The sequence below is a fragment of the Caballeronia sp. ATUFL_F2_KS9A genome, assembly GCF_023630765.1.
Lineage (GTDB): Bacteria > Pseudomonadota > Gammaproteobacteria > Burkholderiales > Burkholderiaceae > Caballeronia > Caballeronia zhejiangensis.
The window spans coordinates 1-11,991 of the sequence record NZ_JALQEK010000011.1 but is presented as its reverse complement, the minus strand read 5'-3'; the positions used below and the strand labels follow the sequence as shown (position 1 = coordinate 11,991).

The window sequence follows — 11,991 nt, the reverse complement described above, 5'->3', positions numbered from 1 at the left end:
CGGCGAGCATGACATCGGGCGGCGCGAGAATGCGCCGCTTCTGCCACCGGCATTTCAGGAACAACCGGAAAGCGTATGAAAGTGACCATCGTCGGCACGGGTTACGTCGGTCTCGTAACCGGCGCGTGCCTTGCCGAAATCGGCAATGACGTGTTTTGCGTGGACGTCGATCCGCGCAAGATCGAAATTCTCAACAATGGCGGCGTGCCGATCCACGAGCCGGGCCTTCAGGAAATGCTGAGGCGCACGCGCGCGGCAGGCCGCATCCAGTTTTCCACCGACGTGAAAGCGAGCGTCGAGCACGGCGACATTCAATTCATCGCGGTCGGCACGCCGCCCGACGAAGACGGCTCAGCCGATCTGCAATACGTGCTCGCCGCCGCGCGCAATATCGGCAAGTATTCGAACGGCTTCAAGGTGATCGTCGATAAATCGACGGTGCCGGTCGGCACGGCGCTGCAAGTGAAGCGCGTCGTCGAGGAAGAGTTGCGGGCGCGCGGGCTCGGCGAGTCGGAGAAGCACGGCTTCTCGGTCGTGTCGAATCCGGAGTTCCTGAAGGAAGGCGCGGCTGTGGACGACTTCATGCGCCCGGATCGCATCGTGATCGGCATCGACGACGACCGCGCGGGCAACCTCGCGCGCGAGAAGATGAAGCGCCTCTACACGCCGTTCAACCGCAATCACGAGCGCACGCTGTACATGGACGTGCGTTCGGCCGAGTTCACGAAGTACGCCGCCAACGCGATGCTCGCGACGCGCATCTCGTTCATGAACGATCTGTCGAATCTCGCGGATACCGTCGGCGCCGACATCGAATCGGTGCGGCGGGGCATGGGCTCGGATCCGCGCATCGGCTATCACTTCCTGTATGCGGGCTGCGGCTATGGCGGCTCGTGCTTCCCGAAGGACGTGCAGGCGCTCGCGCAAACCGCGCGCGAAAACGGCCACACGCTGCGCGTGCTCGAGGCGGTCGAAGCGGTCAATAACGATCAGAAGGAAGTGCTCGTCAACAAGATCGTGAAGCGCATGGGCGAGGATCTGCGCGGGCGCACGTTTGCCGTGTGGGGCCTCGCATTCAAGCCCAATACCGACGACATGCGCGAGGCGTCGAGCCGGCGCATCATCGAGGCGCTGCTGCAGCGCGGCGCCACGGTGCGCGGCTACGATCCCGTCGCGCGCGACGAGGCAGAGCGCGTGTTCGCGCTCGATCTCGCGGATCGCCCCGACGACTTCCAGCGCCTGCATCTCGTGAACACGCAACAGGATGCGCTGACGGACGCGGACGCGCTCGTCATCGTGACCGAATGGAAGGAATTCAAGAGCCCGGATTTCTGGCACTTGAAGAGCGCGTTGAAGACGCCGGTGATCTTCGACGGCCGCAATCTGTATGAACCGGAAGCGATGGCCGAAATGGGCATCGACTACTTTGCAATAGGACGTCCCCATGTCGAACTCGACCGCAACGGCAGCCACAACTAACGCCGATATTCCCGTCGTCCCGCTTGCGCGCGTTTCGGCGGCGCGCGTGCTCGTGGTCGGCGACGTGATGCTCGACCGCTACTGGTTCGGGGACGTCAACCGCATCTCGCCCGAAGCGCCCGTGCCGGTCGTGCACGTGCAGAAGAAGGAAGACCGCCTCGGCGGCGCGGCGAACGTCGCGCGCAACGCGGCGGCGCTCGGCGCGCAGGCCGGCCTGCTTTGCGTAGTGGGACATGACGAGCCGGGCGAGCGCATCGTCGAGTTGCTCGGGGAAAGCAAGGTCGCGGCGCATCTCGAGCGCGATCCCGAACTGCTCACGACCATCAAGCTGCGCGTGCTGTCGCGTCAGCAGCAGTTGCTGCGCGTCGATTTCGAGAACACGCCGAATCATGAAGTGCTGCGCGCGTGTCTCGAACGGTTCACCGAGATCCTGCCGCAGCACGACGTGATCCTCATGTCCGATTACGCGAAGGGCGGCCTCACGCACGTCACGCAGATGATCGCCGACGCGAAACGCGCCGGAAAGCCCGTGCTCGTCGATCCGAAGGGCGACGACTGGGACCGTTATCGCGGCGCGACGCTCATCACGCCGAATCGCGCGGAGCTGCGCGAAGTCATCGGCCAGTGGAAATCGGAAGAAGATCTGCACGAGCGCGTGAGGAAACTGCGTGCGGAGCTCGATCTTTCAGCGCTGCTCCTCACGCGCTCGGAAGAGGGCATGACGCTCTTCACCGAGGACCAGGTGCTGCACACATCGGCCGAAGCGCGCGAAGTGTATGATGTCTCGGGCGCCGGCGACACCGTCATCGCAACGGTCGCGACCATGCTGGGCGCGGGTGTGCCGCTCGTCGACTCGATCGTCTATGCGAACCGCGCGGCGGGCATCGTCGTGGGCAAGCTCGGTACGGCGACCGTCGACTACAACGAACTCTTCGCCTGACCTTATCTGAAATAACGCCATGACCATCATCGTTACCGGTGCAGCCGGCTTCATCGGCAGCAATATCGTCAAGGCGCTCAACGAGCGTGGCGAGAATCGCGTGATCGCGGTCGACAACCTCACGCGCGCCGACAAGTTCAAGAATCTCGTCGATTGCGAAATCGACGATTACCTCGACAAGACCGAGTTCGTCGAGCGCTTCAAGCGCGGCGATTTCGGCCGCGTGCGCGCGGTGTTCCACGAAGGCGCCTGTTCGGACACGATGGAAACCGACGGCCGCTACATGATGGACAACAACTTCCGCTACAGCCGCGACGTGATGGACGCGTGCCTCGCGCAGGGCGCGCAGTTCCTGTATGCATCGTCGGCGGCGACATACGGCGGATCGAGCCGTTTCGTCGAAGAGCGCGAAGTCGAGAAGCCGCTCAACGTGTACGGTTATTCGAAGTTCCTCTTCGATCAGATCGTGCGGCAGGTGCTGCCGAAGGCGGAAAGCCAGATCGCCGGCTTTCGCTATTTCAACGTGTACGGCCCGCGCGAAACGCACAAGGGACGCATGGCGTCGGTCGCGTTCCACAACTTCAATCAGTTCCGCTCGGAAGGCAAGGTCAAGCTCTTCGGCGAGTACAACGGCTATGCGGCCGGCGAGCAGACGCGCGACTTCATCTCGGTCGAAGACGTCGTGAAGGTGAATCTGTTCTTCTTCGATCATCCGGAGAAGTCGGGCATTTTCAATCTCGGCACCGGGCGCGCGCAGCCGTTCAACGACATCGCGTCGACGGTCGTGAACTCGCTGCGCGCGTTGAACGGCGAAGCGGCGCTCTCGCTCGCCGAACTCGTGCAGCGCGGGCTGATCGAGTACGTGCCGTTCCCCGACGCGCTGCGCGGCAAGTACCAATGCTTCACGCAGGCGGACCAGTCGAAGCTGCGCGCAGCCGGTTACGACGCCTCGTTCCTTACGGTTCAGGAAGGTGTCGATCGCTACGTGCGTTGGCTATTCGGCCAGCTATAAACGCGCTTCGAGCCACTCTAAACTGGGTCTCACGGTTGGCGCTGGTGCCGCCGGTTCTTCACGGAGACTCAGTCATGTTCAAGCAAGCACTCTCGTCGATCGCTGCGTTCGCGCTCATCTTTTCCATCGGTAGCGCGTTCGCGGCCGTCGACGTCAATACCGCCAACTCCGACGCGCTGCGCGGCATCAAGGGCATCGGTCCGGCGAAGGCGAAAGCCATTCTCGATGAACGTCAGGCGCACGGTCCGTTCAAGGACGCGAGCGATCTCGGCACGCGCGTCAAAGGCATGGGCGGCAAGACCGTCCAGCGTCTGGAAGCGGAAGGACTGACGATCGGCGCAACGACGAAGACCGCGGCCGTCGCCGCACCGCCTGGCGGCGCCAACTCGGCTGTCGCGACGCCGGTTTCGGCGTCCGCATCAGCTAAACCGGTCATTGTGAAGAAATAAGCACGGCCCGGAGGCGCGCCCTGGTGCGCGGCGCGCCATCGATCTCCTTCAGCCTTCGGATGTCTTGGGCTCCCCGCGGACGGCCTCCTCGCGGGCTTTTTGCATGCGCGGACGGCGCGCGCGAGCGGCATTCCATCCGTGCATCAGGGATGCGCCGGCATCGGCGGAACCGGTGGGCTACAATCGACGAATCCCTATATCAAAATCCGCGCGGAAAGGCAGTGTCGTCCGCGGGGAATCCGAATCGGCTCCGCATATGGCTTACATGACTATCGAAGACACGATCGGCAACACGCCGCTCGTGCAACTCGTCCGCATCGTCGACGATGAAATTCGCAGCCGCAACAACGTCGTGCTGGGCAAGCTCGAAGGCAACAATCCGGCGGGATCGGTGAAGGACCGGCCGGCGCTGTCGATGATCAGGAAAGCTGAAGAGCGCGGCCGCATCAAGCCGGGCGACACGCTCATCGAAGCAACGAGCGGCAACACCGGCATCGCGCTCGCGATGGCCGCCGCGATGCGCGGCTACAAGATGGTGCTGCTGATGCCGGAAGATCTGTCGATCGAGCGCCGCCAGAGCATGGCCGCGTATGGCGCCGAAATCGTGCTGACGCCGGTGACGGGCGGCATGGAATACGCACGCGATCTCGCCGATCAGATGCAGCGTGACGGCAAAGGCATCATTCTCGATCAGTTCGCGAACCCGGACAATCCGCTCGCGCATTACGAAGGCACGGGCCCGGAGCTGTGGCGTCAGACCGAAGGCCGCCTTACCCACTTCGTCTCGTCGATGGGCACGACCGGCACGATCATGGGCGTGTCGAAGTATCTGAAAGAGCAGAACGAAAGGATCGAGATCATCGGCGCTCAGCCGGAAGAAGGCTCGCGCATTCCGGGCATCCGCAAGTGGCCGGAAGCGTATCTGCCGAAGATTTTCGATCGCAGCCGCGTGGATCGCGTGGAGAACGTAAGTCAGGCGGCCTCCGAAGCGATGGCGCGACGCCTCGCATCGGTCGAAGGCATTTTCGCGGGCATTTCGTCGGGCGGCGCGTGCGAAGTGGCGCTGCGCATCGCGCGCCAGGTGGAGAACGCGACGATCGTGTTCATCGTCTGCGATCGCGGCGATCGTTATCTTTCGACGGGCGTGTTCCCGGCGTGATGCCGCGCATCCTGATCGCGCAATGAGAGAACCCCGGCGAGCCGGGGTTTTTTACGTCTGTAGCGGACAAACGTCACTGCGAATTCGCGCCCGTGTCGCCCGCGACCATGCGCGCCTTGACCGCTTCGCCAAGCTGATACACCGCGAGCGCGTAGAAGAAGCTGCGGTTGTAACGCGTCAGCACGTAGAAGTTCTTCAGCCCGAGCGTGTATTCGGTCGCGCGGCCGGGCGTGGGCAAATCGACGACGGTGAGCGGCGTCGGCGCTTCTGCGTCGATATTCAAGCCCGGCTCGTTGAGCAGCATGCCGGCCTTCGTCAGTTGCGCGAGCGACCATTTCGGTTCCGGCGCGCCATCGGCGGCGGCCTGCGCGATGCCCTGACTGCCGACATCGCCGGCGATGCGCCACACGACCGGCCGGCCCGGTTCCCAGCCGTTCTGCTTCAGATAGTTCGCCACACTGCCGATGGCGTCTGCCGGGCTCGTGCGCAGATCGATGCGGCTGTTGCCGTCGTAATCGACCGCGTATTGCACGATGCTGCTCGGCAGGAACTGCGGAATCCCGATCGCGCCCGTGTACGAACCGAGGACGGTCGTCGGATCGATCTGCGAATCGCGCGTCCACACGAGCAGGTCTTCGAGATTCTTGCGGAACGTCGCCATGCGCTCGACGCGGTTCGGCGTGTTCGGGTAATCGAAGGTGAGCGTGGTCAGCGCGTCGAGCGCGCGGAAGTTGCCCATGTACTTCCCGTAGATCGTCTCCACGCCGATGATTCCGACGATCACCTCCGGCGGCACGCCGAATTGCTCGGACGCGCGCTGCAGCGTCGCCTGATTCGCGCGCCAGAACTTCACGCCGGCGTTGATGCGAACCGGCTCGATGAAACGCCCCTGGTACGCGCGCCAGTTCTTGGCCTGCGGCGTGGGCGACGGCAACACCAGTTTCGCCGCGGTCGCCGAATAGCTCACGCGCGCGAACAGGTCGTGCAGCGCGGACGAATCGAAGTCGTAGCGCGCGACCATGTCATTGATGAACGCATCGACATTCGGATTGTTCGCGTAGCGCTGCGGCACGATCTCTTCTTCGAACACCTGCCCTTGCGGCGTCGCGGCCTGCGGCTGCTGCGACTGCGCAAAGGCACTGTTCCCGGAGAGAAAGCCGAGCGCGCAGACGAGGGAAGCAACGAGTGCGCGCTTTGCCGGCCTGGATGAAGCCGTGAAGACGAACGGAGCAAACTGGAAAGTCATAGTGTGCGTGGTTGGGGGCGGTTGGGGCGATGCCGGATGCGCGAGTGGCCAAAAACGCCTGTGAAGTCGAATCGATGCAACGATTCTCAACGGAACGCAACAGCCTGCAACATGCCGCGCGCAATCGCTCGGCCGGCAAGGCGTCGGGGCAGTATAACCGACGCTTCGCGCCCATATCGGCCATGTGCCCGGGCGAGGGCGGCCGTGCCGGACGGTGTGGTAACTTAACGTCAATTACGCGACAAGTGGTCGCGTATGACGAAAAAATACGAGACGAGAGCCGACGACAAGCGGCATTGCGAGACATCATGGCCACCGGCTTCTACTCCCACCCCGACTGCCTCCAGCACGACAACGGCCAATGGCATCCCGAGTGTCCGGCGCGCCTGCAGGCGATCGAAGACCAGCTGATCGCGAGCCGGATCGATTCGCTCATCGAGCGCGAGGAAGCGCCGCTCGCCGACGAAGCCGACCTCGCGCGCGTGCATACGCAGGCGCACATCGACTACATCAAGAGCCGCACGCCGGAATCGGGCCGAAGCGAACTCGACCCCGATACGTCGATGTGCCCCCAGTCCTATCGCGCGGCGTTGCGCGCGGCGGGCGCGGCGGTCGCGGCCACCGATGCCGTCATCGAAGGCCGTTACGACAACGCGTTTTGCAGCATCCGGCCGCCGGGCCATCACGCCGAGCCCGCGCGCGCGATGGGCTTCTGCCTCTTCAACAACGTCGCGATCGCCGCGCGGCATGCGCTGGAAGTGCACGGCCTGCAGCGGGTCGCGATCGTCGATTTCGACGTGCATCACGGCAACGGCACCGAAGCCGCGTTCAGCGGCGATTCGCGCGTGCTGATGTGCAGTTTCTTCCAGCATCCGTTCTATCCGTTTTCCGGCGCCGACAATCACGCGGCGAACATGGTCAACGTGCCGCTCGCCGCGCGCACTAAGGGCATGCAGGTGCGCGAGGTCGTCGACATGATGTGGCTGCCGCGGCTCGAAGCGTTCAAGCCGCAGATGATCTTCGTCTCGGCCGGCTTCGATGCGCATCGCGAAGACGACATGGCGAACATGGGTCTCGTCGAGGACGATTACGCGTGGATCACCGAGCAGATTCGCGGCGTCGCGAAGCGCCACGCGCAAGGGCGCATCGTGAGTTGTCTCGAAGGCGGCTATAACCTGTCGGCGCTGGGCCGCAGCGTCGTTGCGCATCTGCGGGTGCTGGCGGAAATCTAGCGGGCGCGAGCGCGCGCGTAGTCCGCGCGCACGAGCGTCCAGTCGATCAGCTCGCGGATCACGCGCTCGCGGTCGAGATCGTTGAGCGTTTCGTGGGCGCTGCCTTCGTGGACGATGAGCGTGGTGTCGGTCGATCCCGCGTTGGCTTCGAACTCGCGGCTGCCGGCGGGATCGCAGATCGCGTCCGCGCTGCCGTGAAAGACGAGAAGCGGCAGCTTGATGTCGCCGCGCTTTTCCGCCACGCGCTCCATGCCGGCGAGAATCTGCGCGGCAGTGCGTGCGCAGACGGCTGCGTGATGCACGAGCGGATCGCGCTTGTACGCTTCGACGACGCCCGGCGCGCGCGACAGCAGCGCCGGATCGATGCTGAACGCGGCGACGCGCGGCGCGACCACGCCCACGATGCGGCTCAGTTTGGCCTTCCAGCGCGGCGTGCCCGTTCCGATCTTCAACGCCGGGCTCGACAGGATCAGACCGGCCAGCTTGTTCGCCTGCGCACGCTCGGCGGCGTAGAGCGCCGCGATCGTTCCGCCCATGCTGTGGCCCATCAAAAAGAGCGGCGTGCCGGCGGGCGGCGTGGCCGCGCACGCTTCGAGCAGGACATCGGTGTCGCGCAGATAGTCCGTGAAGACGCGAACCCACGCCCGTTCGCCCGACGACTTCCCGTGTCCGCGCAGATCGATCGCGATCAGCTCGATGCCCGCCGCGTTCAGCACGGTCGCGAGCGCGTCGTAACGGCCCGCGTGTTCGCCGAGACCGTGGACGAGCGCGATCCGCGCGTTGAGTTCGATGCCCGGCGCGGGGTGCCAGCGATGCAGAAACAGTTCGACGCCGTGGCGCGTCGTGACGGCGCTCGTCGAATAGATAGTGCGTGACATGGCGCGGTAAATATCTCCACGTTATTAGCCGATCTGAAATCATTATTAAACAGAATGTAACGCGTCCTGTAAAATCCCCGCCACGATACGAACAGCTAAGAACGAGCGGCGGCCGGCGGCGCGGGTGGGTTCCACCCGACAAGCCTTCCGCCGTTTGCATTTTCATGATCGAAATACGCAATCTTTCGCAGCGTTTCGCGGGGCCCCGAGGCTGGGTCGAAGCGCTGCACAACGTCAATCTGACGATTCCCGCCGGCGAAGTGTTCGGCATCATCGGGCGCAGCGGCGCGGGCAAGAGCACGCTGGTTCGCACGATCAATCTGCTGACGCGGCCGAGCGAAGGCAATGTGATCGTCGACGGACGCGATCTCACGACGCTCGGCAAGGACGATCTGCGCGCCGCGCGCCGCGACATCGGCATGATCTTTCAGCATTTCAATCTGCTGAGCTCGCGCACGGTGTACGACAACGTCGCGCTGCCGCTCGAACTCGCCGGCAAGAAGCGCGCGGAGATCGAAGCGGCCGTGTTGCCGCTGCTCGATCTCGTCGGCCTCACGACGCACAAGGACAAGTATCCCGCGCAGATAAGCGGCGGACAGAAGCAGCGCGTCGGGATTGCGCGGGCGCTCGCGAGCAAGCCGACAGTGCTGCTCTCCGACGAAGCCACGTCCGCGCTCGATCCCGAAACCACGCGCGCGATTCTCGATCTGCTGCGCAAGATCAATCGCGAGCTCGGGCTCACCATCGTGCTCATCACGCATCAGATGGAAGTGATCAAACAGGTCTGCGATCGCGTCGCGGTGCTCGACGCCGGGCGCGTGGTCGAAGAGGGCAAGGTCGTCGATGTATTCATGCAGCCGCATCACGAAGTCACGCGCGCACTGATCGGCGACGTGATCGCGCACGAGTTGCCGCCCGCATTGAAGGCACGCGTGATCGAGCGGCTCAAGACCGGCAGCGGTCATTTGCTGCGGCTCGCGTTCACGGGCTCGGGCGTCGATCAGCCGATTCTCTCGGAGACGATCCGCCGCTACGAACTCGATTTCAACATCCTGCACGGCCAGATCGACGAGATTCAGGGGCAGGCGTTCGGCTCGCTCGCGGTGCTCGCGGGCGGTCAGCCGGTGAAGATCGCCGAAGCGATCGAATATTTGCGCTCGCAGGGCGTCGTCGTGGAGGAGTTGTCCCATGTTGAGTGAAATGTTCGACATGTTCGTCCAGTCGTTCTGGGAAACGCTGATCATGGTCGGCATCTCGGGACTCGTCGGCGCGGCGGTCGGTTTGCCGCTCGGCGTGCTGCTCTATCTCACCGATCGCGACGGCGTGCTGCAGAACATCGGCGTGAATCGCGTGCTCGGCGGCATCGTGAATGCGGTGCGGTCGACGCCGTTCATCATCCTTCTCGTCGCGGTGATTCCGTTCACGCGGCTCGTCGTCGGCTCGTCGATCGGCACCGCGGCCGCCGTCGTGCCGCTGACGATCGCCGCTGCGCCGTTCATCGCGCGGCTCGTCGAGACGGCACTGCGCGAAGTGGATCGCGGACTCATCGAAGCCGCGCAGGCAATGGGCGCGACGACATCGCAGATCGTCTTCAAAGTGCTGTTGCCGGAATCGCTGCCGGGCGTCGTCGCTGGATTGACGATCACGTTCGTGTCGCTCGTCGGCTATTCGGCGATGGCGGGCGCGATCGGCGGCGGCGGTCTCGGCGATCTCGGCATCCGCTATGGTTATCAGCGTTTTCTTCCTGAAGTGATGATCACGGTCGTCGTGATTCTCATCGTGTTCGTGCAGCTCGTTCAGTCGTTCGGCGACTGGCTCGTTCGTCGTCTCAGTCACAAATAACCACTCAAGAAACCATGCAACGTCGATTCATTCTGAAGTTCGCCGCCGCGCTGTTGAGCGCAACGCTGTTCAACGGTGCCGCGCACGCCGATGAAGCCATCAAGTTGGGCGTGACCGGCGGCCCGCACGCGCAGATCATGGACGTGGTGAAGCAGGTCGCCGCGAAAAACGGGCTGAAGATCACGGTCGTCGAGTTCTCGGATTACGTGCAGCCGAACGCCGCGCTCGCCGCCGGCGATCTCGATGCGAACAGCTATCAGCATCTGCCGTATCTCGACGCGCAAGTGAAGGATCGCGGCTACAAGCTCGTCAAGGTCGCCGATACGGTGACGTTCCCGATGGGCATCTACTCGAAGAAGCTGAAGTCGCTGTCGGCGCTTGCCAACGGCGCGCGCATCGCGGTGCCGAACGATCCGACCAACGGCGGCCGCGCATTGCTGCTGCTGCAGAAGCAAGGTCTCATCAAGCTGCGCGCGGATGCGGGTCTGAAAGCGACGCCGCTCGATATCGTCGAGAATCCGAAGAAGCTGAAGATCGTCGAACTCGACGCCGCGCAGATTCCGCGCTCGCTCGACGACGTCGATGCCGCCGCCATCAATACGAACTTCGCGATGGAAGCGGGCCTGAAGCCGAAGTCGGACGCGATCGCAATCGAAGATCCACGCGGTCCGTATGTGAACATCATCGCGGTTCGCGCGGCCGACAAGGACAAGCCGTGGGTTGCGAAGCTGATCGCGGCGTATCACTCGCCGGAAGTGAAGCAGTTCATCGAAGGCAAGTACGCCGGCGCGGTGATTACGGCCTGGTAATCGTTTTCATGGTCGGATTCGGGTTTCCGTGGATATAAATAGAACGATCGTTCGATAAAATTCGGCTCATACCTATTGCACGATCGCCGACCCCACCCGCTTTTGGAGGGGTGATCTTACGCGTCACTCGTATAATGGCGCTGGGTTGACGTAATCGTAACTTTGGAGCGTGTGCATGAAAATTCTGGTGCCAGTCAAGCGCGTGGTCGACTACAACGTGAAGGTCCGCGTGAAATCGGATAACACGGGTGTCGATATCGCCAACGTGAAGATGTCGATGAACCCGTTCGACGAGATCGCCGTGGAAGAGGCGGTGCGTCTGAAGGAAGCGGGTGTTGCTACGGAAGTGATCGCTGTGTCGTGCGGCGTGACGCAATGTCAGGAAACGTTGCGGACAGCGTTGGCTATCGGTGCGGATCGCGCGATTCTGGTCGAATCCGCCGATGAACTGCAGCCGCTGGCGGTCGCGAAGATCCTGAAGGCATTGGTCGATCAAGAGAAGCCTGAGCTCGTCATCCTGGGCAAGCAGGCCATCGACGACGACTCGAATCAAACCGGCCAGATGCTCGCTGCACTGGCGGGTTTGCCGCAAGCGACGTTCGCATCGAAGGTCGTCGTTGCCGATGGCAAAGCCACGGTATCGCGCGAAGTCGATGGCGGCGCCGAAACGCTGTCGCTGAAATTGCCCGCAGTCGTCACCACCGATCTGCGTCTGAACGAGCCGCGCTACGTGACGCTGCCGAACATCATGAAGGCGAAGAAGAAGCCGCTGACGACGGTGAAGCCCGCCGATCTCGGCGTCGATGTCGCGCCGCGTCTGAAGACGCTGAAAGTCGTCGAGCCGCCGAAGCGCAGCGCGGGCATCACGGTGCCCGACGTGAAGACGCTGGTCGAAAAACTGAAAACCGAAGCGAAGGTGATCTGAACATGACGATTCTCGTAATT

The 11,991-nt window shown here is 63.3% G+C and carries 12 protein-coding genes; 10 read left to right on the top strand and 2 right to left on the bottom strand.

All coding sequences use genetic code 11. The features are described from left to right. The first annotated feature begins 75 nt into the window (after positions 1–75). The 5 genes from NCS67_RS09425 (at position 76) to cysM (ending at position 5,039) form a co-directional block, all read left to right on the top strand. Positions 76–1,479: a UDP-glucose dehydrogenase family protein gene (locus tag NCS67_RS09425; RefSeq protein ID WP_034472707.1), complete on the top strand. Its 1,404-nt coding sequence runs from the start codon at positions 76–78 to the stop codon at positions 1,477–1,479. Next, positions 1,445–2,419: a D-glycero-beta-D-manno-heptose-7-phosphate kinase gene (gene rfaE1 / locus NCS67_RS09420; RefSeq protein ID WP_008342371.1), complete on the top strand. Its 975-nt coding sequence runs from the start codon at positions 1,445–1,447 to the stop codon at positions 2,417–2,419. The genes NCS67_RS09425 and rfaE1 overlap by 35 nt, the downstream gene beginning before the upstream one ends. A 19-nt stretch (positions 2,420–2,438) precedes the next feature. Then, a complete protein-coding gene (gene rfaD / locus NCS67_RS09415; protein ID WP_008342370.1) occupies positions 2,439–3,431 on the top strand; it encodes an ADP-glyceromanno-heptose 6-epimerase in 993 nt (330 codons plus the stop codon). A gap of 74 nt (positions 3,432–3,505) precedes the next feature. Next, positions 3,506–3,880: a ComEA family DNA-binding protein gene (locus NCS67_RS09410; protein WP_008342369.1), complete on the top strand. Its 375-nt coding sequence runs from the start codon at positions 3,506–3,508 to the stop codon at positions 3,878–3,880. A gap of 256 nt (positions 3,881–4,136) precedes the next feature. After that, the gene (gene cysM / locus NCS67_RS09405; RefSeq protein ID WP_250435001.1) at positions 4,137–5,039 is read left to right on the top strand and encodes a cysteine synthase CysM; all 903 of its coding nucleotides are present in this window, start codon (positions 4,137–4,139) and stop codon (positions 5,037–5,039) included. Positions 5,040–5,112: 73 nt separating this feature from the next. Here the strand turns inward: cysM and mltB are convergent, their stop codons facing one another. After that, on the bottom strand, positions 5,113–6,285 hold the full coding sequence (gene mltB, locus NCS67_RS09400) for a lytic murein transglycosylase B (RefSeq protein ID WP_008342366.1): 1,173 nt from the start codon (positions 6,283–6,285) through the stop codon (positions 5,113–5,115). Between the two features lie 308 nt (positions 6,286–6,593). Between mltB and NCS67_RS09395 the strand changes: the two genes are divergently transcribed. After that, a complete protein-coding gene (locus NCS67_RS09395) occupies positions 6,594–7,517 on the top strand; it encodes a histone deacetylase family protein (protein WP_008342364.1) in 924 nt (307 codons plus the stop codon). Here the strand turns inward: NCS67_RS09395 and NCS67_RS09390 are convergent. Beyond that, positions 7,514–8,395, bottom strand: a complete 882-nt coding sequence (locus tag NCS67_RS09390; RefSeq protein ID WP_250435000.1) for an alpha/beta hydrolase — start codon at positions 8,393–8,395, stop codon at positions 7,514–7,516. The genes NCS67_RS09395 and NCS67_RS09390 overlap by 4 nt on opposite strands. Positions 8,396–8,559: 164 nt before the next feature. Here NCS67_RS09390 and NCS67_RS09385 point away from each other — a divergent pair, with 164 nt between their 5' ends. The 4 genes from NCS67_RS09385 to NCS67_RS09370 all read left to right on the top strand — a co-directional run bounded on the left by NCS67_RS09385 (position 8,560) and on the right by NCS67_RS09370 (position 11,971). Then, positions 8,560–9,594 (top strand): methionine ABC transporter ATP-binding protein, encoded by a 1,035-nt coding sequence (locus NCS67_RS09385; RefSeq protein WP_008342360.1) that lies wholly within the window; start codon positions 8,560–8,562, stop codon positions 9,592–9,594. Beyond that, positions 9,584–10,237 carry a methionine ABC transporter permease gene (locus tag NCS67_RS09380; protein WP_008342358.1) on the top strand — a complete coding sequence of 218 codons (654 nt, stop codon included), beginning with the start codon at positions 9,584–9,586 and terminating at the stop codon, positions 10,235–10,237. Before NCS67_RS09385 ends, NCS67_RS09380 begins: the two co-directional genes overlap by 11 nt. A 14-nt stretch (positions 10,238–10,251) precedes the next feature. Continuing rightward, positions 10,252–11,046, top strand: a complete 795-nt coding sequence (locus NCS67_RS09375; RefSeq protein WP_008342356.1) for a MetQ/NlpA family ABC transporter substrate-binding protein — start codon at positions 10,252–10,254, stop codon at positions 11,044–11,046. A 175-nt stretch (positions 11,047–11,221) separates the two neighbouring features. Further along, positions 11,222–11,971: an electron transfer flavoprotein subunit beta/FixA family protein gene (locus tag NCS67_RS09370; RefSeq protein WP_034472697.1), complete on the top strand. Its 750-nt coding sequence runs from the start codon at positions 11,222–11,224 to the stop codon at positions 11,969–11,971. The last annotated feature ends 20 nt before the right edge of the window (positions 11,972–11,991 follow it).